The organism is Pseudomonas sp. WSY_20, from assembly GCF_043104335.1.
Classification (GTDB): Bacteria; Pseudomonadota; Gammaproteobacteria; order Pseudomonadales; family Pseudomonadaceae; genus Aquipseudomonas; species Aquipseudomonas parafulva_B.
Map to the genome: position 1 here is coordinate 169,679 of NZ_JBICKP010000022.1, position 19,095 is coordinate 188,773.

Consider the following 19,095-nt stretch of genomic DNA (forward strand, 5'->3'; position numbering starts at 1 on the left):
GAGATTATGATCAACACCAGACTTGCACGGAAGCTGCGCCTACCCCTCCCCACCCAGCAAATCATGCAGCGCCACGAATTGCTGGGTCAGTTTGTGGCGGGGGTCGAGGTGGATCAGGGGCAGGCTGGCGTGGTGCGACTCACGCATCTTCACCGAACTGCCCAGATACACCGGCAGCACCGGCAAGCCTTCGGCCAGTAGCGCGTCCAGCATCTGCTGCGGCAGGCTGGCACGGGGCTGGAACTGGTTCACCACGATGCCCTCGACGATCAGGTGTTCGTTGTGGTCTTCCTTGATGTCCTCGATCTCGGCCAGCAGCCCGTACAGGGCCTGGCGCGAGAAACTGTCGCAGTCGAACGGGATCAGTACACGGTCCGCTGCGATGAGCGCCGAGACGGCGTAGAAGTTGAGGGCCGGCGGGGTGTCGATGTAAATCCGCTCATAGTCTTCACTCAAGTTTTCGAGCAGTTTTCGCAGCTTGTTGATCTTGTGCTTGGCTTCGAGCTTGGGTTGCAGGTCGGCCAGCTCAGAGGTGGCGGTGACCACATGCAGGTTGTCGAATGGCGTCTGGTAGATTTCGACCTTGTTCTTCTTTGCTCCAGGTCCGCCGGACAGGCTTTGCTTGAAGAAATCGGCGATCCCCATGGGAATGTCTTCGCCCACCAGCCCAGTGAGGTACTGGGTCGAGTTGGCCTGTGCATCCAGGTCGATCAGCAAGGTTCGGTAGCCTTCATGGGCACTTACCGCGGCCAAGTTGCAGGCGATGCTGGACTTGCCCACCCCGCCTTTCTGATTGAACACCACGCGTCGCATGACTGAGCTCCGGATAGGGACGAGGTTCCGAGTATGTGGCGACACTGTGTTCATGACCAGCGCTGCTACAGCGGCCGCCCACCACCCGTGGCGCCGTAACCGACTGTCGGAAAAATGAAACTATTCAATCGGACCACGCCACATCCGCTTTAAGGCGTTGTCTTTTTGGATCCGAATCCATTGCTACATCACTGCCGCACCGGGATAATGCGCGCCACTCGATGAACGCACCACCCCTGACAGGCAGGCGCCGAGTCGTTCGCTCGGCATGGAAGCCCCTCAGGGCGGGAAGAAGACCACCGTGATCACCTTCAACATCACCCAATGGCGTGCATGGGCTCCGGGCCTTTCGGCGCCTGCCGACTGGCACGCCTGGGCTAGCGGCAATTCGCCATCGGGTGCAGACGCCTGCGCGCCTGACGTAGCCTTCCTGCCAGCCATGCAGCGTCGTCGGCTGAGCCACATGGCGCGCATGGCGTTCGCGGTGGCCTGGCCATTGGCAGAGGGCCAGCCGCCGCTGCCGCTGGTGTTCGTTTCACGCCACGGTGAAACACCCCGCACGTTTTCGATTCTGGGCGAACTGGCTGCCGGGCAGCCGCTGTCCCCTACCCAGTTCAGCCTCTCGGTGCACAACGCGGTCATTGGCCTGTGGTCGATCCTGCGCGGTTCCACCTGCGAGATGACGGCTCTGGCCGCTGCCGGGGATGGTTTCGAACAGGGCGTGGTAGAAGCCGCAGCGCTCATGGCTGATGGCGCCCCAGCCGTGCTGCTGATCGTCACCGAAGAGCAGCCACCACCGGCCTATGGCCCCTGGATAGACGACGTACCGTTCGCCTACGCGCTCGGCCTGTTGCTGACCCCGGGCCGGCAATGGCAGCTGGCGCCCGGCGAGGTCGCCGCGTCACCTGCCGTGCCTGCGCTGCCTCACGGCCTGGCCTGGCTCAAGGCCATGCTCAACGGCCGCACCGATTTCACTCACACAGGGAAGCGTCGTACATGGAACTGGCACCGACAGCCGTGAGCAGGCCAGGCGACGCCTATATCTGGCGCCTGCTGGCCACCGCCACGAGCTTTATGCTGTTTGGCGTGGGCTGCCTGACCCTGCGGCTATTCGTGTTTCCGCTGCTGGCCTGCCTGCCGGGTGGCCGGGCACGCCACCGCGAGCGGGCCCGGCGCACCATCAGCTGGCTGTTCTGGCGCTTCGTGCAGTTCATGCGCGCCATGGGTGTGCTGACCTACGAAATTGACGGGGCCGAGCGCCTGGGCCGGCCGGGCCAGATGATCATCGCCAATCACCCGTCCCTGATCGATGTGGTGTTCCTGATCGGCCTGGTACGCCAAGCCAATTGCGTCGTGAAGCAGAGCCTGTTCGACAACCCGTTCACGCGCGGGCCGGTCAGCGAGGCGCAGTACATCGGCAACGATGGCAGCATGGACATGCTCGACACCGCCGTCGCCTCGCTGCAACAGGGCCAGACCCTGGTGATTTTCCCGGAAGGCACGCGTACCTCGCCCGGTCAGCCGCCGGCCTTTCACCGCGGCGCGGCTGCGATTGCCCTGCGCGGTGCAAGCGTCATCACCCCTGTCACCATCAAGGTCAGCCCGACCACGCTGACCAAGAACGAACCCTGGTACCGCATACCCGGCAGGCGGGTGCACTTCACCCTTTCGGTGGGCCCGGACGTGCATCCCGGCGCCTACACGGCCCTGGGCCCTGCGCCCAAAGCTTCCCGTCTGCTCAACGATTATCTGCACAACTACTACATCAAGGAGCTCGCCGCCGATGAGCGCGTCACAGCAAGACCTCAACCGTGATCTCAAGCAACTGATCATCGACGCCCTGGGCCTGGAGGACATCAGCGTCCAGGACATCGACGACGAACAGACCCTGTTCGGCGAAGGCCTGGGCCTGGATTCGGTTGATGCGCTTGAGCTCGGCCTGGCCATCCAGAAGCGCTATGGCATCAAGATCGACGCCGATGCCAAGGACACCCGCAACCATTTCAGCAGTGTCGCCGCCCTGGCGGCGTTCGTCACCGCCCGTCAGGCCGCCTGAGACCGCATCATGCAAACCCGTGAAGACATCTTCAACATTCTGCGCGACGCCCTGGTCGAATTATTCGAGCTCGAGCCTGAGCGCATTAGCCTGGACGCCAACCTCTACCAGGATCTGGAGATCGACAGCATTGACGCCGTCGACCTGATCGATCACATCAAGCGCCAGACAGGCAAGAAGATCGCCGCTGACGAGTTCAAGTCGGTGCGTACCGTCAACGACGTGGTCGAGGCTGTGTTCCGCCTGGTGAACCCGGCGGCATGAAGCGACTGATCGGCGCCGGCCTGCTGATCGCCGGGCTGCTGTATCCGTTCGCCGTGCATTTCGGCATGGCGCACTACGCCCCCTGGCAATTTGGCCTGCTGCTCGGCGGCCTCTGGCTGGCACGTGCGCTGAGCGCGCCTCGCCGGCCCGGCAGCCTGTGGATGGCAATCGCCGCCCTGGCGTTCTGTGGGCTGCTGGGGCTATCGGACAGCCAGGCACTGCTGCGTTGGTATCCGGTGCTCATCAGTACCTTCATGCTGGGGCTGTTCGGTAGCAGCCTGGTGCACGGCATGCCGGTGGCCGAACGCCTGGCACGCTTGAGCGACCCGGCGCTGCCGCCGCGCGCTGTGCGTTATACCCGGCAGGTCACCCAGGCCTGGTGCCTGTTCTTCCTGATCAACGGCCTGATCGCGGCCGCCCTTACGCTGTGGGCGCCGTTGGGCTGGTGGACGCTCTACAACGGCGTGATCGCCTATGCCGCGATGGGCGTGCTGTTCGCCCTCGAATGGCTGATTAGACAACGTGTGCGAGGACGCTCATGAACTGGATCAACCTCGAACACCTGCTGCTGCCGCTGGATGCGCCGCGCCAGGTGACCCAAGCCCCCGCCCTGGACCACGCCGAACTGAGCCAGCAGGCGCTGCGCCTGGCCGGTGGCCTGCATGCGCGGAGTGTTCGCCGACTGGCGGTGCACCTGGAGGACGCCGCGCAACTGGCCGCCGTCCTGCTCGGTGCATGGCGGGCCGAGGTCGAGGTCTTGCTGCCGGCCGACCTGCAACCGGCCACCCGCGAGCGCTGGAATGCCCACGTAGACCTGTGGCTCACGGATCTGGCTGAGGACACATCGCCCAACAGCTTGCTGGACACGCCCTTGCCACCTGCCATTCTGGACCTGGCCCGGTGCCGCATCAGCCTGTGTACCTCCGGGTCAAGCGGCGAGCCCAAGCGCATCGACAAGCAGGTCACGCAACTGGCCAGCGAGGTGAATGCGCTGGAGCACCTGTGGGGCAAGGCTCTAGGCCCTGCCTGGATCATCGGCAGCGTCGCTACCCAGCACATCTACGGCCTTCTGTTCCGCGTGCTGTGGCCCTTGTGCGCCGGGCGCGGGTTCGAGCGCCGCCAATTGCCGTTCCCCGAGGACCTGCAACGGGCCAGCCGCGCCCACCCGGCCTTTGCCTGGGTCGCCAGCCCGGCGCTGCTCAAGCGCATGGGCGAAAACCTCGACTGGCCAGCCCTGCAACCGGTGCGCAAGGTGTTCTCGTCGGGCGGTGAGTTGCCCGCCGATGCAGCCGAGCGCCTGCACCAGCGGCTGGGCCAATGGCCAGCAGAGATCCTCGGCAGCTCGGAGACCGGCGGGATCGCCTGGCGCCAGGGGCAGTCGTTGTGGCAGCCGTTTGCCGGTGTACAGCTTAGCCAAAATGACCAGGGGGCGCTGTGCATCGCCTCGCCCTACCTCCCAGCGGGGCATGTGGAACACAGCGCTGACGCCGTCGAATTCTCGTCCGACGGGCGCTTTCGCTTGCTGGGGCGACTGGATCGGATCGTCAAGCTCGAAGAAAAACGAATTTCGCTCCCCATGCTCGAACAGGCCTTGTGCACGCATCCATGGGTGTCTGAAGCACGTCTTGGCATGATCGAAAACGGCCGGGCCAGCCTAGGCGCCGTGCTGGTGCCGACCCCCGCAGGCCTGCACGCCCTGCGCAACCAGGGGCGGCGGGCCTTGGTCGAGGCCCTGCGCAGCCACCTGGCAGGCCACTGCGAGGCGCTGGCACTGCCACGCCGTTGGCGCTTGGTGCAGCACTTGCCGCTCAACAACCAGGGCAAGCTGACCCAGGCTGCGCTGCAGGCATTGCTGCTGGCGCCTCGCAGCATGGCCCCGCATGTGCTGGAGCAGCACCGCGAAGGTGACGAGCTCCAGCTCAAGCTCGGCGTGCCCCTGGACCTTGCCTGTTTCCCAGGGCATTTTCCCCGCACGCCGGTGTTGCCCGGTGTGGTCCAGATCGACTGGGCCGTCGCGCTGGCCGCTGAGCTGACCGAGTCGCCGCTGCGCTTTGCTGGCATGGAGGTGCTCAAGTTCCAGCAGTTGGTGCGGCCCGGCGATGAGCTGGCGCTGAGCCTTCGCCTGGACACGTCACGCGGCAAGCTTTACTTCGCCTTCACCTGTGCCGGTCAACCGTGTTCGAGCGGCCGGGTTCTGTTGGAGAACGCCTGTGCATAAGCCCTGCGCGGTGATCCCGGTCTACAACCACGAACAGGCCGTCCCGGCGGTCGTGGACGATTTGCTGCGCGCGGGCCTGCCCTGCGTGCTGGTCGACGATGCCAGCGATGCAGGCTGCGCGCAGGTACTCGCCCGGCTGGCCGAACAGAGGGATGTGTTCCTGGTCACCCTGCCTGTCAATCAGGGCAAGGGCGGTGCAGTCATGGCCGGCCTGCGCGAGGCGGCGCGACTGGGCTTCAGCCATGCGTTGCAGGTCGATGCCGATGGCCAGCACGACCTGGGCGATGTGCAGACGTTTCTGGAGCATTCCCGCCATGCCCCCCAGGCACTGGTGTGTGGGTATCCACAGTACGACGCCAGTGTGCCCAAAGGGCGGCTGTACGCGCGTTACCTGACCCACGTCTGGGTGTGGATCAACAGCCTGTCGCTGCAGATTCCCGATTCCATGTGCGGGTTTCGGGTCTATCCGCTGCCAGCCACGCTGGCCCTGATCGACAACGTGCGCCTTGGCAAGCGCATGGACTTCGACCCTGAAATCCTCGTGCGCCTGGCCTGGCGCAACCAACCGATGCGCTGGTTGCCGACGCGGGTACATTATCCACAGGATGGCCTGTCGCATTTTCGCCTGGTCCACGACAACGCACTGATCTCCAAGATGCACGCCAAGCTGTTCTTCGGCATGCTGGTGCGAGCACCTGCAATCCTCTGGCGTCGGTGGCAGTCATGAGCACACCGTCGCAGCACTGGGCCGACCACCAGGAGCGGGGTAGCTTCTGGCTGATGAAGTTGACTGCCACCCTGGTACGGTTGCTTGGCCGCCGTGTGCTCAGCCCATTGATCCACCTGATCGTTGCCTACTTCTTCCTGTTCGGTCGCCGCGCCCGCCGCAGCGCGTGGCAGTACCAGCAACGCTTGCACCAATGGAACGCCGGGCAGACGCCTGCCCCAAGCTCATGGCAGGTCTTTCGTCAGTTCATGGCCTTTGCCGAGGCCCTGCTGGACAAGCTTGACGTGTGGAACGGCAAGCTGCGCATCGAGGATATCGAAATCCACGACCCGGCCGGCTTGCGTCAGCAACTGCGCGGCGCTCGCGGGCAGATGCTGGTGGGTGCCCACCTGGGCAACCTGGAAGTCTGCCGGGCCCTGGCCGAAATCGGCGAGCAGGTGACCATGAACGTGCTGGTGCACACCCGCCATGCCGAGCGCTTCAACCGCCTGCTGGGCGAGGCGGGAGCCACCAATCTGCGACTGATCCAGGTCAGCGAGCTGGACCCTGCGGTGATGCTGCAACTGTCCGAACGCCTGGAGCGTGGTGAATGGCTGGCCATCGCTGGGGATCGCGTGCCGCTGCATGGCGGGCGCACTGTCGAGGTGGACTTTCTAGGCCATCGCGCCGCCTTCCCCCAGGGCCCATGGTTACTGGCGGGCATGCTCGAATGCCCGCTCAACCTGCTGTTCTGTCTCAAGCACGACGGCCGCTATCACGTCACCCTCGAACCTTTTGCCGAACGCCTGCAATGGCGACGTGGCCAGCGCGATCAAGTCATCGCCCAATGGGCCGCCCGCTACGCCGATCGCCTGGGCCATTACTGCACGCGCGCACCCCTGCAGTGGTTCAATTTCTACCCTTTCTGGAAGACCGATGACGATGCAAGCGCATGAACCTGTCACGTTCGGCGAATCGCCGCTGGCTATCGAAGACGTCGTGGCGCTGGCCGAGGGCCGTGCCATGGCACACCTGCAGGACGATGCTGCCTACCGCGAGCGCATTGCCCGCGGGGCGCGCTTTCTCGACACCCTGCTCGACAAGGAAGGGGTGATCTACGGCGTGACCACCGGCTACGGTGACTCCTGTGTCGTGGCCGTGCCGCTTGAACACGTCGAGGCGCTGCCACGCCACCTCTACACCTTCCACGGTTGCGGCCTCGGCAAGCTGCTGGACGCCTCGGCCACTCGCGCAGTGCTGGCTGCACGCCTGCGTTCACTCAGCCACGGCGTATCGGGTGTTCGCCTGGAACTGCTCGAGCGCCTGCGCGACTTCATTGCCCACGACATCCTGCCGCTGATCCCCGAAGAAGGTTCGGTAGGCGCCAGTGGCGACCTTACCCCGCTGTCCTACGTAGCCGCGACGCTCTCGGGCGAGCGCGAGGTGATGTTCCAGGGTCAACGCCGCCGCAGCGCCGACGTGCACCGCGAACTGGGCTGGCAGCCCTTGGTGCTCAGGCCCAAGGAAGCCCTGGCCCTGATGAACGGCACGGCAGTGATGACCGGCCTTGCGTGCCTGGCATTTGCCCGCGCCGATTATCTTCTGCACCTGGCAACCCGGATCACTGCATTGAACGTGGTTGCCTTGCAAGGCAACCCCGAGCACTTCGACGAGCGCCTGTTCGCCGCCAAGCCGCACCCTGGCCAGGCGCAGGTCGCCGCCTGGCTGCGCCAGGACCTGGCGATCGACGCCCCCCTGCCGCCCTTGCACCGTCTGCAGGATCGCTATTCGCTACGCTGCGCGCCCCATGTCCTGGGGGTGCTGGCCGACAGCCTGGGCTGGTTGCGCGGTTTCATCGAGACCGAGCTCAACAGCGCCAACGACAACCCGATCATCGACGGTGATGCCGAGCGCGTGCTGCACGGTGGGCATTTCTACGGCGGGCACATCGCCTTTGCCATGGACAGCCTGAAAACCCTCGTCGCCAACGTGGCCGACCTGCTCGACCGACAGCTCGCGCTGGCGGTGGATGTGCGTTACAACCACGGCCTGCCGAGCAACCTGTCGGGCGCACCGGCCGAGCGCGCCATGATCAACCATGGGTTCAAGGCTGTGCAGATCGGGGCCAGCGCGTGGACCGCCGAAGCGCTCAAGCAGACCATGCCCGCCAGCGTGTTTTCGCGCTCAACCGAATGCCACAACCAGGACAAGGTGAGCATGGGCACCATCGCCGCCCGCGATGCCCTGCGGGTCCTGGAGCTGACCGAGCAAGTCGCCGCCGCGGCACTGCTGGCCGCCAATCAGGGCGTCTGGTTGCGCAGCCAGCAGGCTCAGGCACACGCGTTGCCCCCTGCGCTGGCGCAGATGCATGAGGCGTTGCTGCAGGAGTTCGCGCCGGTCATCGAAGACCGCGCACTTGAAGGCGACCTGCGCCACTGCCTGGTGCGCATCGGTCAACGTCACTGGAGGCTGCATGCGTAACCCTGGCGTTTTCCACGTCGACACCGAGGTCATCGTGCCGTTTTTCGATGTCGACAGCATGCATGTGGTCTGGCATGGCCATTATGTGAAGTACCTGGAAGTGGCACGATGCGCCCTGCTCGACCGCCTGGCGCACAACTATGTGCAGATGCAGGCCAGCGGCTATGCATGGCCGGTGATCGACCTGCAGCTGCGCTACATGCGCGGCGCGACGTTCGGCCAGCGCCTGAATGTGAGGGCCAGCCTGGTGGAATGGGAAAACCGCCTGAAGCTGCATTACCTGATCAGCGATGCCGTGACCGGGGAGCGCATGACCCGTGCCAGTACGGTTCAGGTGGCCGTGCACATCGACAGTGGCGAGATGCAGCTGGCCTCGCCGCAGGCCATGCTCGATGCCGTGCAGCAGGTGTTGCCATGACCCCTGCGCTAAAACGGCTGGCCCGCGTGCTGGCAACGCTGGCGGTGCTGATCGTCAGCCCCTTGAGCGCAGCCTTCGACTTGGACGACCTGCAACGCCAGCTCAGCGCACCTGCGGTGGTCAAGGGCTTATTCATTCAGGAAAAACACCTGCGTGCCCTGCCCCAGCCCTTGCTGAGCGAGGGTGAGTTCGTGCTTGCCCGTGATCATGGCCTGCTCTGGATGCTGCATACCCCCCTGCGTCAGAACTACCGGATCGACGCCCAGGGCATTGCCCGGCGCGACCCGAGCGGCTGGCAAGTGCTGCCAAGCCGCAGCGCCGGTGCGCAGCAAAACCAGCTGTTCTTTGCCGTGCTGCAAGGTGACAGCACCGGGCTGCAGCGTGATTTCGAACTGGCGTTGAGCGGCGATGCAACCCAGTGGCAGCTGCGTCTGACCCCACGCTCGTTGCTGCTCAAGCAAATCTTCAGCCGCATCGACATCAGCGGTGGGCGTTTCGTGCAGCGCATCGAGCTGAGCGAGACCCAAGGCGACAGCACGGTATTGCGCCTGCCTGAAAGCACCGGCGCGGCCGAGCTGAGCGACATGGAGCGCAGTGACTTTGCCGACTGAACGCCAGTTGCCACGCCTGTTCGTCTTCGTGCTGCTGATCATGCTGGCCGTGGCCGGCTGGCAGTGGCACCGCGGCGCGCCCTTGTCTGCCGACTTGATGGCGCTGGTGCCCGGCGCGACCCAGGATCCTCTGGTGCAACAGGCCGAGCAGCGGATGCAGGAGCCACTGAACCGCGAGTTGCTGCTTCTGGTCGGCCACGCTCAGCGACCACAGGCAGTGGCGCTGGCACAACGGTTGGCGAATCAGTGGCAGGCCAGTGGCCTGTTCGAAAAGGTGCAGTGGAGCCTGGACACCGACCTGCAGGCGGTGCGAGACCAGTTGCTCAAAGGTCGCCTGGCCATGCTGCCGGCATCTGACCGGCAACAATTGCAGCAGCAGCCGGACGCCTTCGTGGCGCAGCGCGTCCAGAGCCTGGTCGACCCTTTTGCGGGGTTCAGCCTGGTGCCGGGCCAGGACGACTGGTTAGGGCTGACCGGGCGCATCCAGAATGCCCAGCCCAAGCCCGCGAACGTGGAACTGGACACCGCCAGCGGTGCCTTGATTGCCCAGGCCGAAGGGTATTACTGGGTGCTGGTGCGCGCGCGCACCCTGGGCAATGCCTTCGACATGCATCTGCCCCTACAGGTGGCGGATTTGCTGGCCCAGGGGCGTGTGCAGGCAAGCGCCGTCGATGCGCGGTTGCTGGCCGCCAGCGGCCTGCTGCACGCCGCCGCCGGCCAGCAGCAAGCCAGCCGGGAGATCACCTGGGTAGGCGGCGGGGCAACACTGGGTATCTTGCTGTTGCTATTGCTGGCCCTACGCAGCGTGCGCGCGCTGCTGGCGTTCGTGCCCGTGCTGGTCGGCATGCTGTTTGGCTCAGTGGTGTGCGTGGCAGTGTTCGGCCAGATGCATGTCATGACCCTGGTCCTGGGCTCCAGCCTGATCGGCGTCGCGATTGACTATCCGCTGCATTATCTGACCAAGAGCTGGAGCCTCAAGCCCTGGCAAAGCTGGACGGCCGTGCGCCTGACCCTGCCAGGCATGAGCCTGAGCCTGGCCACCAGTTGCATCGGCTATCTGGCATTGGCCTTCACCCCTTTCCCGGCGCTGACCCAGATTGCCGTTTTCTCCGCCGCTGGTCTGATGGGTGCCTACCTTAGTGCGGTGTGCCTGGTTCCGGCCCTACTGACCAAGGCTCAACTGCAACCCGCGGATTGGCCGATGCGTATCGCCCAGGCGCTCACCCGCTGGCGTAAGGCATTGCTGCGCAAAGTGCCGAGCGCAGCGTTGCTGGCCCTGCTACTGCTGTTCTGCGCCAGCGGCCTCTGGCACCTGCAGACCCACAACGATATCCGCCAATGGGTGGGCACGCCGCCGCAGCTGTTGCAGCAAGCCCAGGCAGTAGCACGCATCACCGGTTACCAGCCCACCAGCCAGTTCTACCTGGTGCGGGCTGCCGACCAGCAGCAATTGCTCGAACGCACCCAGCAGCTGGGGGCCAAGCTGGACGAGTTGGTGGCGCTGGACAAGCTCAAGGGCTACATGAGCCTCGGCCAACTGGTCGCTACCCCTGCCGAGCAAGCACAGGTGCGCGAGGCCTTGGCTGCGCTACCGGAGCATTGGCAGCCTCTGCTGGCGCTCGGCGTTCCCCAAGCGGCCCTTGACGCTGAAGTCGCGCAACTGCGCGCACTGCCACTGCAGCGCATCGACGACGTGCTGGCAGGCCCATTGGGCGAGGCATGGCGACCCTTGTGGCTGGGCAGCGCAGGTGACGGCGTTGCTGCCATCGTCAGCCTGCAAGGCTTGTCTGACGCCGCCCTGTTGCGGTTGCAGACGCAGGACCTGCCCGGTGTACAGCTGGTTGATCGTCTCGGCGAGCTGAACCAGTTGTTCGCCGCCACTCAGGTCAGCGCAGCGGAGCTCAAACTGCTTTCGTGCGCGTTGATTTTGATGCTGCTGGCCGTGCCTTTCGGGTTGCGGGGCTCTTTGCGCATCGTGGCCTTGCCGCTGCTGGCTGCACTGTGCAGCCTGGCGAGCCTCGGCTGGCTGGGCGAGCCGTTGACACTGTTCAGCCTGTTCGGGCTACTGCTGGTGACAGCCATCAGCGTCGACTACGCCATCCTCATGCATGAGCGCATCGGCGGCGCCGCGGTGAGCCTGCTCGGAACCCTGCTGGCTGCGTTGACCACATGGCTGTCGTTCGGCCTGCTGGCACTGTCCAGCACGCCGGCCGTCAGCAACTTTGGCGTGGCGGTGAGCCTGGGGCTGGTGTTCAGCTTCCTGCTGGCGCCTTGGGCAGCGCCCCGCGAGGGAGCGCACGACCGCTCATGATGATCGTTATCTTCTGGGCGCTGGCGCTGGCGCTCTTCACCCTGGCCAGCAGGCTGGGCAAGCGCCTCGGGTTGATCCCGATCGTCAGCCATCTGTTGCTGGCAACACTGGTGCTCCCTGCCTCGATGGGCCTGTGGGTGACGCCGCATTGGCGCTTGGAGGGCACTGCGCTGATCGCACCGGCATGGGTAAAAACGCTCTACGGCGGTAGTTTCGCCCTGTTGCTCGGCCACATTCTGATCGACGTGCTGGCGCTGCGCCCGGACCGCCAGGCGCTGAAACTTGCCGTGCCCAGTTTCCTGCTGCCGTTCGCCTGCGGTATCGCCTGTGCCTTCTGGGTGATAGGGCTGAGCGGTGTCGGTGCACTGGCACTGGGGCTGGTGTTCGCGATCACCGCCATACCGGTGCTCTACCTGTATCTCCAGGCAATCGGTTATCCCCCGGCGGCCAGCCGGCGGTTGTTGCAGGCTGCCATCCTGATCGACCTGGCATGCTGGCTGTTGCTAGGGGTAGGCCAGGGCAGCCTAGACCCCGGCACACTGGCCTTGCCGCTACTGGCGGCACTGCTGCCGTGGCCGTTGCACGCACTGGGTTTGCGTGCGCCTTCGCTGTATGGCGCGTTGTTCCTGGTGCTGTTGTTCATTGCCGAACACTACAAGCTCAACGCACTGGTGCTGGGGGTTGGCTATCTGGCGTGCCTGGCCTGGCTCAAGGTCGCGGCGGCATTGCCGCTGCCAGAGCGGTACAACCGCCGCGTGCAGCAGGGTTTGGCGGTACCCATGATCCTGACCTACGGCGTGGTGCAGATCGATGCCCATCAAGCCTTGGGGCAGTTGGACGCGTGGCAGCTAGTTGCCTTGCTGGTGCTTCCGATCGTCAGCAAGTTGCTGGGCAACTGGCTGGGCCTGTGCTGGGCTGCTCCGTCGCCCGGCGCTGCCGGCAAATGGCGCGAGAGCCTGCTGCTGAACATTCGCGGCCTCAGTGAAATCGTTTTCCTCAACCTGCTGCTTTCCCAGCAGTTGATCACCCCAGCGGTGTACTTCGCGCTCATGCTGATGAGCCTGGTCGCCACCCTGATGCCGGCGCTGGCTGGCCTTCATCGCCTTCCACTCAACACAGAACCCATGGCAAGGAGCCCGCATGCCAAACCTTGAAACCCAACAACGCGAGGTCCTGGTCATCGGTGCCGGGCCTTCCGGCGCCATCGCGGCGGCCTTGCTCAAGCGCAGCGGGCACGACGTACTGGTGATCGAGCGTCAGCGTTTCCCGCGTTTTTCCATCGGCGAAAGCCTGCTGACGCACTGTCTGGACTTCGTCGAAGAGGCGGGCATGCTGGACGCCGTGCAGGCGGCAGGTTTCCAGTACAAGAATGGCGCTGCATTCGCCTGGGGCGACGAATACACCGCCTTCGACTTCGGGCAGACCTTCACGCCAGGCAAGACCAGCACCTTCCAGGTGCAGCGTGCCCGCTTCGACCAGATACTGGCCGACCAGGCCCAGGCTCAGGGCGTGGAAATCCGCTACGAGCATGAAGTTGTCAGCGCCGACATGGGCGGGCCACAGCCGCAGGTGGTGGTGCGCCGGCCCGATGGCAGCGAGTACCTGCTCCGGGCCCAGTTCGTCCTGGATGCCAGCGGCTACGGCCGCGTGCTGCCGCGCCTGCTGGACCTTGAAGCCCCGTCCGCTTTCCCAGTGCGCAAAGCGGTCTTCACGCATATCGAAGACCGCATCGACCACCCCGGCTTCGATCGCGACAAGATCCTCATCACCACCCACCCCGAGCACCGTGACGTCTGGTTCTGGACCATTCCCTTCAGTGATGGCCGCACCTCGTTGGGGGTAGTGGCTGCCGCTGAGCGCTTTGCCGCTGCCCCTGACGACCTCGATGCGTGCCTGAAGCACTTCGTGGCGCAAGCGCCTGGCCTGGCCAAGGTGCTGGCCAATGCAGTCTGGGACACCCCGGCTCGCACCATCGGCGGCTATTCGGCCAACGTGAAGGCGCTGCATGGGCCGGGCTACGCCCTGCTGGGCAATGCAGCGGAATTCCTTGACCCGGTGTTCTCCTCCGGTGTCACCATCGCCATGCGCTCTGCCAGCATGGCTGCCGGCCTGCTGCACCGCCAGCTGCAAGGGGAGGCAGTGGACTGGCAGAGCGCGTTTGCCGAGCCGCTGCAGCGTGGCGTCGATACCTTCCGTGTGTACGTGGAAGGCTGGTACGACGGCAGTTTCCAGGATGTGATCTATCACCCCGGCAGCTCACCGGAGATTCGCGCCATGATCAGCTCCATACTGGCCGGGTATGCCTGGGATACACGTAACCCGTTCGTCGCCGAGCCGCGGCGCCGGCTGCGTACCCTGGCCGAACTGTGCGCAAGGGACACCCCATGACCCAGCGCCCGTTCCTGAGCGAGACTTACGTGAAAGAAACCCGCATCGGGTTTCGCTTCCTGAGCAGCCACACCTGGCAGCATCACGTGCTGCGGGTGGCAATCGATGACCTCGCCCGGCTCTTCGCAGGCGCCCTTCCCCAGGCGCCGGTTCTGCTCGATGCCGGCTGCGGGCAGGGCAAGTCATTCAAGCACCTGCAGCGGGTATTCGCTCCCTCCAGGCTGCTGGGCACCGACGCCGATCCGCACAGCCTCGACCTCAGCGCAGCCGAGGCCAAGCGCCTTGGCATCGAGGTGGAGTTGTCAGGCGGTGACTGCGCCAGCCTGCCCTACCCCGATGCCACCATCGATGTACTGTTCTGCCACCAGACCTTCCATCACCTGGTCGAGCAGGAAAAGGCCCTGGCCGAGTTCTACCGCGTACTTAAACCGGGCGGCTACCTGCTGTTCGCCGAGTCCACGCAAGCCTATATCGATACCTGGGTCATTCGCTGGTTCTTCCGTCACCCCATGCACGTGCAGAAAAGCGCCGAGGGCTATCTGCACATGCTGCGCGTGCAGGGGTTCGCGTTTGGGCCCGACAACGTGTCCTATCCCTACCTGTGGTGGAGCCGGGCCAAGGACTTCGGCCTGCTGGAGCGCCTGGGCCTGCGCAAGCCTCCACCGGTCGGCGAACGCGATGAAACGCTGGTCAATGTAGTGGCTCGCAAGCCCCTGGAGCACGCATGAAACCCTGGATGGCGCTTGCCCTTTGCCTGATGCTCGGTTCCTGTGCCGCCAGGGCACCACTGCCCGCATCCCTTCCGGCGCTTGCCCTGCCGCAGCAACTGCATGTTGAGCGCACCCAGGCCGGGCAGCGCCAGGACTGGCTACTGGTGATCCAGGACGAGGGCGGCCGTCTGCGCTGGTCGCTGCTCGACCTGCTGGGTATTCCCCAGGCGCGGCAAGTGCTGGACGGCCAGCAATGGCAGGCCGACGGCTTGCTGCCACCTAACCCGGCGGCCCGCGAGTTGTTCGCCGCCGTGCTGTTCGCCCTTACGCCACAGGACCAGCTGGCCCGGTTGTATCCCCAGGCCCGGGAGCAGCAGGGGCAGCGTTGGCTGGGCGCGCGCTGGCGGGTAACCTACCGCACGGCCCACGCGTTTGACTTGCACCTGGACCAAGGCCTGCGCTATGTAATCGACCCCCTGCCCCGTGAGCACACACCATGACCGCCTACCTCAATGCCCTGGGCCTGATCTGCACCCTGGGCCATGGCCAGGCCGACGTCGCCGCACGTCTGTTTGCCGGCGACTGTTCAGGGATGCGGCCCGCCCCAGGCTGGATTCCCGAGCGCCAGCCTCCGGTGGGCGCCGTGACGCAGCCGCTGCCAGCCGTCCCCTTGCCGGAGCAGCACAGCCGCAACAATCAGCTGTTGTACGCCGCCGCGCTGCAGATCGAGCCCGCCCTGCGCCAGGCGATCACGCAATACGGTGCCCACCGTGTCGGGGTGGTCCTGGGTACCAGCACCTCGGGCATCGCCGAAGGCAGTGCCGCCATTGGCCACTTCCTGGCGAGCGATCACTTCCCGGCCGATTATCACTATGCCCAGCAAGTGTTGAGCGCGCCGGCTGACTTTCTCGCCGACTGGCTGCAACTCGGCGGGCCGGCCTATGTGATTTCAACCGCGTGCACCTCCAGCGGCCGCGCGCTGCTGAGCGCTCGGCGTCTGCTGGACCTGGGCGTATGCGATGCGGTGTTGTGCGGTGGGGTGGACAGCCTCTGTCACCTCACGCTCAACGGGTTCAGCGCCCTGGAGGCGATCAGCGACCGCCGCTGCAATCCGTTCTCGGCCAACCGCGATGGCATCAATATCGGCGAGGCTGCCGCCTTGTTCTTGATGACCCGCGCGCCTGAAGCGCACGGCGAGCGCATCGCCCTGCTCGGCGCAGGCGCCAGTTCCGACGCCCACCACATCTCCGCGCCCGACCCAACTGGCGCCGGTGCCTTGCAGTGCATGGGCAAAGCGCTGGACAATGCCGGGCTTGAGCCCGCGCACATCCATTACCTGAACCTGCACGGCACCGCCACGCCCCATAACGACGCCATGGAAAGCCTGGCCGTCGATACCCTGTTCGGCGCCGGCCTACCGTGCTCATCCAGCAAGCCGATGACGGGCCATACCCTGGGCGCTGCCGGTGCGCTCGAGGCGGCGTTCTGCTGGCTGAGCCTGAGCAGGCACAACCCGTTGGGCTTGCTGCCGCCGCACCTGTGGGACGGCCAGCCCGACCCTGCCCTGCCTGAACTGACCCTGGTCGACGGCAGCCAGCGCCTGGCAGCCCATGGCCCACGCCGACTGATGAGCAACTCGTTCGCCTTCGGCGGCAACAACGTCAGCCTGATTCTTGGAGACATCGCATGATCACCTGGCCCCTGGCCGAGCTGCTGCCCCATGCTGGCGACATGATCCTGATCGATCACATCGAGCACTGTGACGAGGAGCAGATCAGCACCCGTACCACCGTACGGCCCGGCGCACTGTTCAATCGCGCCGATGGCAGCCTGCCGGCCTGGTTCGGCATCGAGCTGATGGCCCAGAGCGTCGCCGCCTACGCCGGTTGCCGGGCGCGACGCAATGGCCAGGCCGTCGAGCTGGGGTTTTTGCTCGGTGCCCGCAAGTACACGTGCGATGTCGAGTCTTTCCCGGCCGGCGCCCAATTGCATGTCCACGCCCAACGCTCGCTCGAAGACGAGAACGGCATGGGCGTTTTCGAATGTCACCTGCGCGGCCCCGGCATCCACGCCACCGCCCGCCTGAATGTGTACCGCCCGCCGCAAGCGGCCAGCTACCTGGCCGAAGCGGGCCCTGAGGAGCCCCTTTCATGACTGATACCATCCTGGTGACCGGTTCGAGCCGTGGAATCGGCCGTGCCATCGCCCTGCGCCTGGCACGTTCGGGTTACGACCTGGTACTGCATTGCCGCAGCGGCCGGTCCGAAGCCGACGTGGTGGCCGATCAAGTGCGTGCTCTGGGGCAGCAGGCGCGCGTATTGCAGTTCGACATCGGCGAACGCGCCGCCTGCCGCTTGGCGCTCGAAGCCGACGTGGAGGCGCACGGTGCTTACTACGGCGTGGTGTGCAATGCCGGCCTGACCCGCGATGGCGCTTTCCCCGCGCTGACCGACGAGGATTGGGACCAGGTGCTGCGGACCAACCTGGACGGTTTCTACAATGTGCTGCAGCCACTGACCATGCCCATGATCCGCCGCCGCGCGCCGGGCCGCATCGTCTGCATCACCTCGGTTTCAGGGCTCATCGGCAACCGCGGGCAGGTCAACTACAGCGCTTCGAAGGCGGGCCTGATCGGGGCGGCCAAGGCCTTGGCAATCGAACTGGGCAAGCGGCGCATCACCGTCAACTGCGTAGCGCCCGGGCTGATCGACACGGCCATGCTCGACGAACATGTGCCGGTGGACGAACTGATGAAGATGATCCCTGCCGGGCGCATGGGCACCGCTGAAGAGGTAGCAGGCGCCGTCAACTTCCTCATGTCGCCGGAGGCCAGCTACATCACCCGCCAAGTGCTGGCGGTCAACGGGGGGCTGTGCTGATGCGCCGCGTGGTCGTCACCGGCATGGCCGGCATCACCTCGCTGGGCAACGACTGGGCAACCATTGCCGGTCATTTCGCCAGCCAACGCAGTGGTATCCGCCGCATGGACGAGTGGGACCGCTTCGAGGAAATGAACACGCGCCTGGCCGGGCCCATCGATGATTTCAAGGTCCCGGCGCACTGGACGCGCAAGCAGCTTCGCAGCATGGGCCGGGTGTCGCGCCTGGCCGTTGGCGCTGCCGAACAGGCCCTCGCCGATGCAGGCTTGCTCGGCGACCCGAGCATTCGCGATGGCCGCATGGGCGTTGCCTGCGGCTCATCCACCGGCAGTACCGACGAGATCAAGGCGTTCGGCAACATGCTGCTCAACTCGGTGGCCGACGGGCTCAACGCCAATTCCTATGTGCGCATGATGCCGCACACGACCGCCGCCAACATCAGCATTTTCTTCGGCCTGACCGGGCGCCTGATCCCCACGTCCAGTGCCTGCACCAGCGGCAGCCAAGGCATTGGTTATGCCTATGAAGCCATCAAGTACGGGCGCTTGCCGATGATGCTGGCCGGCGGTGCCGAAGAACTGTGCCCCACCGAGGCCATGGTCTTCGACGCGCTCTATGCCACCAGCCTCAAGAACGACACGCCGCACCTCAGCCCGCGCCCCTACGACTGCGGCAGGGATGGCCTGGTGATCGGCGAAGGCGCCGGCATGCTGGTGCTCGAAGAGCTTGAGCATGCACGGGCGCGAGGCGCGAAGATTCATGCCGAAATCATCGGTTTCGGCAGCAACGCCGACGGCCAGCACACGACCCGACCCGAACAGTCGACCATGCGCCGGGCCATGGAACTGGCGCTCGAAGACGCAGGCCTGGCACCGGAGGCGATTGGCTATGTGAACGGCCATGGCACCGCGACCGAGCAAGGCGACATCGCCGAAACCCTGGCCACCAGCAGCCTGTTTGGCCCACGCATGCCCCTCAGTTCGCAGAAGAGCTTCCTGGGCCATACCCTGGGAGCGTGCGGTGCGCTGGAGTCCTGGTTCAGCATCGAAATGATGAACAGCGACCGCTATGTGCACACGCTGAACCTGGACGCGGTAGACCCTCGCTGCGGCGAACTGGACTACCTGCGTGGTGAGTTCCGCCACATGAGCCACGGGTTCGTGATGAACAACAATTTTGCCTTCGGCGGGGTCAACACGTCGCTGATCTTCCGCCGCTGGCCCTAACCCTCGATAGGAGC

Annotated in this window: 21 protein-coding genes; 20 read left to right on the forward strand and 1 reads right to left on the reverse strand. The window is 65.3% G+C overall.

Annotation, left to right across the window (positions count from 1 at the left end; all coding sequences use genetic code 11):
- Window positions 1-39 precede the first annotated feature (39 nt).
- Window positions 40-813 (reverse strand): ParA family protein, encoded by a 774-nt coding sequence (locus ACF8E5_RS07420; RefSeq protein WP_392475085.1) that lies wholly within the window; start codon window positions 811-813, stop codon window positions 40-42.
- Between the two features lie 301 nt (window positions 814-1,114).
- Here ACF8E5_RS07420 and ACF8E5_RS07425 point away from each other — a divergent pair, with 301 nt between their 5' ends.
- The 20 genes from ACF8E5_RS07425 to ACF8E5_RS07520 are packed head-to-tail and all read left to right on the forward strand — an operon-like array spanning window position 1,115 to window position 19,081.
- Window positions 1,115-1,834 carry a beta-ketoacyl synthase chain length factor gene (locus ACF8E5_RS07425; protein ID WP_392475098.1) on the forward strand — a complete coding sequence of 240 codons (720 nt, stop codon included), beginning with the start codon at window positions 1,115-1,117 and terminating at the stop codon, window positions 1,832-1,834.
- Complete coding sequence (locus ACF8E5_RS07430) at window positions 1,810-2,628, forward strand: 1-acyl-sn-glycerol-3-phosphate acyltransferase (RefSeq protein WP_196185545.1); 819 nt, start codon at window positions 1,810-1,812, stop codon at window positions 2,626-2,628. The genes ACF8E5_RS07425 and ACF8E5_RS07430 overlap by 25 nt, the downstream gene beginning before the upstream one ends.
- Window positions 2,597-2,869, forward strand: coding sequence for a phosphopantetheine-binding protein (locus ACF8E5_RS07435; RefSeq protein WP_196185544.1), 273 nt, complete (start codon window positions 2,597-2,599; stop codon window positions 2,867-2,869). Before ACF8E5_RS07430 ends, ACF8E5_RS07435 begins: the two co-directional genes overlap by 32 nt.
- Window positions 2,870-2,878: 9 nt before the next feature.
- Window positions 2,879-3,133 (forward strand): acyl carrier protein, encoded by a 255-nt coding sequence (locus ACF8E5_RS07440; RefSeq protein WP_023532695.1) that lies wholly within the window; start codon window positions 2,879-2,881, stop codon window positions 3,131-3,133.
- Window positions 3,130-3,675 carry a hypothetical protein gene (locus ACF8E5_RS07445; RefSeq protein WP_196185543.1) on the forward strand — a complete coding sequence of 182 codons (546 nt, stop codon included), beginning with the start codon at window positions 3,130-3,132 and terminating at the stop codon, window positions 3,673-3,675. Before ACF8E5_RS07440 ends, ACF8E5_RS07445 begins: the two co-directional genes overlap by 4 nt.
- Complete coding sequence (locus ACF8E5_RS07450; RefSeq protein WP_326383310.1) at window positions 3,672-5,351, forward strand: AMP-binding protein; 1,680 nt, start codon at window positions 3,672-3,674, stop codon at window positions 5,349-5,351. Before ACF8E5_RS07445 ends, ACF8E5_RS07450 begins: the two co-directional genes overlap by 4 nt.
- The gene (locus tag ACF8E5_RS07455) at window positions 5,344-6,078 is read left to right on the forward strand and encodes a glycosyltransferase family 2 protein (RefSeq protein ID WP_196185541.1); all 735 of its coding nucleotides are present in this window, start codon (window positions 5,344-5,346) and stop codon (window positions 6,076-6,078) included. Before ACF8E5_RS07450 ends, ACF8E5_RS07455 begins: the two co-directional genes overlap by 8 nt.
- Window positions 6,075-7,013 (forward strand): glycosyl transferase, encoded by a 939-nt coding sequence (locus tag ACF8E5_RS07460; protein ID WP_100852412.1) that lies wholly within the window; start codon window positions 6,075-6,077, stop codon window positions 7,011-7,013. The genes ACF8E5_RS07455 and ACF8E5_RS07460 overlap by 4 nt, the downstream gene beginning before the upstream one ends.
- Complete coding sequence (hutH, locus tag ACF8E5_RS07465; RefSeq protein ID WP_392475086.1) at window positions 6,994-8,538, forward strand: histidine ammonia-lyase; 1,545 nt, start codon at window positions 6,994-6,996, stop codon at window positions 8,536-8,538. The genes ACF8E5_RS07460 and hutH overlap by 20 nt, the downstream gene beginning before the upstream one ends.
- Window positions 8,531-8,956 carry an acyl-CoA thioesterase gene (locus ACF8E5_RS07470; protein WP_326383311.1) on the forward strand — a complete coding sequence of 142 codons (426 nt, stop codon included), beginning with the start codon at window positions 8,531-8,533 and terminating at the stop codon, window positions 8,954-8,956. Before hutH ends, ACF8E5_RS07470 begins: the two co-directional genes overlap by 8 nt.
- A complete protein-coding gene (locus tag ACF8E5_RS07475; RefSeq protein WP_392475087.1) occupies window positions 8,953-9,567 on the forward strand; it encodes an outer membrane lipoprotein carrier protein LolA in 615 nt (204 codons plus the stop codon). Before ACF8E5_RS07470 ends, ACF8E5_RS07475 begins: the two co-directional genes overlap by 4 nt.
- Window positions 9,557-11,878 carry an MMPL family transporter gene (locus tag ACF8E5_RS07480; protein WP_196185554.1) on the forward strand — a complete coding sequence of 774 codons (2,322 nt, stop codon included), beginning with the start codon at window positions 9,557-9,559 and terminating at the stop codon, window positions 11,876-11,878. Before ACF8E5_RS07475 ends, ACF8E5_RS07480 begins: the two co-directional genes overlap by 11 nt.
- Window positions 11,875-13,032, forward strand: coding sequence for a sodium:proton antiporter (locus ACF8E5_RS07485; RefSeq protein ID WP_392475088.1), 1,158 nt, complete (start codon window positions 11,875-11,877; stop codon window positions 13,030-13,032). The genes ACF8E5_RS07480 and ACF8E5_RS07485 overlap by 4 nt, the downstream gene beginning before the upstream one ends.
- Window positions 13,019-14,266, forward strand: coding sequence for an NAD(P)/FAD-dependent oxidoreductase (locus tag ACF8E5_RS07490; protein ID WP_197844104.1), 1,248 nt, complete (start codon window positions 13,019-13,021; stop codon window positions 14,264-14,266). Before ACF8E5_RS07485 ends, ACF8E5_RS07490 begins: the two co-directional genes overlap by 14 nt.
- On the forward strand, window positions 14,263-14,994 hold the full coding sequence (locus tag ACF8E5_RS07495) for a class I SAM-dependent methyltransferase (protein ID WP_196185535.1): 732 nt from the start codon (window positions 14,263-14,265) through the stop codon (window positions 14,992-14,994). The genes ACF8E5_RS07490 and ACF8E5_RS07495 overlap by 4 nt, the downstream gene beginning before the upstream one ends.
- Window positions 14,991-15,476, forward strand: a complete 486-nt coding sequence (locus ACF8E5_RS07500; protein WP_196185534.1) for a hypothetical protein — start codon at window positions 14,991-14,993, stop codon at window positions 15,474-15,476. The genes ACF8E5_RS07495 and ACF8E5_RS07500 overlap by 4 nt, the downstream gene beginning before the upstream one ends.
- Window positions 15,473-16,666, forward strand: a complete 1,194-nt coding sequence (locus tag ACF8E5_RS07505) for a beta-ketoacyl-[acyl-carrier-protein] synthase family protein (RefSeq protein ID WP_196185533.1) — start codon at window positions 15,473-15,475, stop codon at window positions 16,664-16,666. The genes ACF8E5_RS07500 and ACF8E5_RS07505 overlap by 4 nt, the downstream gene beginning before the upstream one ends.
- The gene (locus ACF8E5_RS07510; protein ID WP_023532704.1) at window positions 16,663-17,130 is read left to right on the forward strand and encodes a hotdog family protein; all 468 of its coding nucleotides are present in this window, start codon (window positions 16,663-16,665) and stop codon (window positions 17,128-17,130) included. The genes ACF8E5_RS07505 and ACF8E5_RS07510 overlap by 4 nt, the downstream gene beginning before the upstream one ends.
- The gene (gene fabG, locus ACF8E5_RS07515; RefSeq protein WP_058602930.1) at window positions 17,127-17,855 is read left to right on the forward strand and encodes a 3-oxoacyl-ACP reductase FabG; all 729 of its coding nucleotides are present in this window, start codon (window positions 17,127-17,129) and stop codon (window positions 17,853-17,855) included. Before ACF8E5_RS07510 ends, fabG begins: the two co-directional genes overlap by 4 nt.
- Entirely contained in the window at window positions 17,855-19,081 is a 1,227-nt protein-coding gene (locus ACF8E5_RS07520) for a beta-ketoacyl-ACP synthase (RefSeq protein ID WP_058638110.1), read from the forward strand. The genes fabG and ACF8E5_RS07520 overlap by 1 nt, the downstream gene beginning before the upstream one ends.
- Window positions 19,082-19,095: the final 14 nt, after the last annotated feature.

Coding starts and splice junctions, on each gene's coding strand:
- ACF8E5_RS07420 (WP_392475085.1), bottom strand. CDS start 813: ATGCGACGCGTGGTGTTCAATCAGAAAGGCGGGGTGGGCAAGTCCAGC.
- ACF8E5_RS07430 (WP_196185545.1), top strand. CDS start 1,810: ATGGAACTGGCACCGACAGCCGTGAGCAGGCCAGGCGACGCCTATATC.
- ACF8E5_RS07435 (WP_196185544.1), top strand. CDS start 2,597: ATGAGCGCGTCACAGCAAGACCTCAACCGTGATCTCAAGCAACTGATC.
- ACF8E5_RS07440 (WP_023532695.1), top strand. CDS start 2,879: ATGCAAACCCGTGAAGACATCTTCAACATTCTGCGCGACGCCCTGGTC.
- ACF8E5_RS07445 (WP_196185543.1), top strand. CDS start 3,130: ATGAAGCGACTGATCGGCGCCGGCCTGCTGATCGCCGGGCTGCTGTAT.
- ACF8E5_RS07450 (WP_326383310.1), top strand. CDS start 3,672: ATGAACTGGATCAACCTCGAACACCTGCTGCTGCCGCTGGATGCGCCG.
- ACF8E5_RS07460 (WP_100852412.1), top strand. CDS start 6,075: ATGAGCACACCGTCGCAGCACTGGGCCGACCACCAGGAGCGGGGTAGC.
- hutH (WP_392475086.1), top strand. CDS start 6,994: ATGACGATGCAAGCGCATGAACCTGTCACGTTCGGCGAATCGCCGCTG.
- ACF8E5_RS07470 (WP_326383311.1), top strand. CDS start 8,531: ATGCGTAACCCTGGCGTTTTCCACGTCGACACCGAGGTCATCGTGCCG.
- ACF8E5_RS07475 (WP_392475087.1), top strand. CDS start 8,953: ATGACCCCTGCGCTAAAACGGCTGGCCCGCGTGCTGGCAACGCTGGCG.
- ACF8E5_RS07485 (WP_392475088.1), top strand. CDS start 11,875: ATGATGATCGTTATCTTCTGGGCGCTGGCGCTGGCGCTCTTCACCCTG.
- ACF8E5_RS07490 (WP_197844104.1), top strand. CDS start 13,019: ATGCCAAACCTTGAAACCCAACAACGCGAGGTCCTGGTCATCGGTGCC.
- ACF8E5_RS07495 (WP_196185535.1), top strand. CDS start 14,263: ATGACCCAGCGCCCGTTCCTGAGCGAGACTTACGTGAAAGAAACCCGC.
- ACF8E5_RS07500 (WP_196185534.1), top strand. CDS start 14,991: ATGAAACCCTGGATGGCGCTTGCCCTTTGCCTGATGCTCGGTTCCTGT.
- ACF8E5_RS07505 (WP_196185533.1), top strand. CDS start 15,473: ATGACCGCCTACCTCAATGCCCTGGGCCTGATCTGCACCCTGGGCCAT.
- ACF8E5_RS07510 (WP_023532704.1), top strand. CDS start 16,663: ATGATCACCTGGCCCCTGGCCGAGCTGCTGCCCCATGCTGGCGACATG.
- fabG (WP_058602930.1), top strand. CDS start 17,127: ATGACTGATACCATCCTGGTGACCGGTTCGAGCCGTGGAATCGGCCGT.
- ACF8E5_RS07520 (WP_058638110.1), top strand. CDS start 17,855: ATGCGCCGCGTGGTCGTCACCGGCATGGCCGGCATCACCTCGCTGGGC.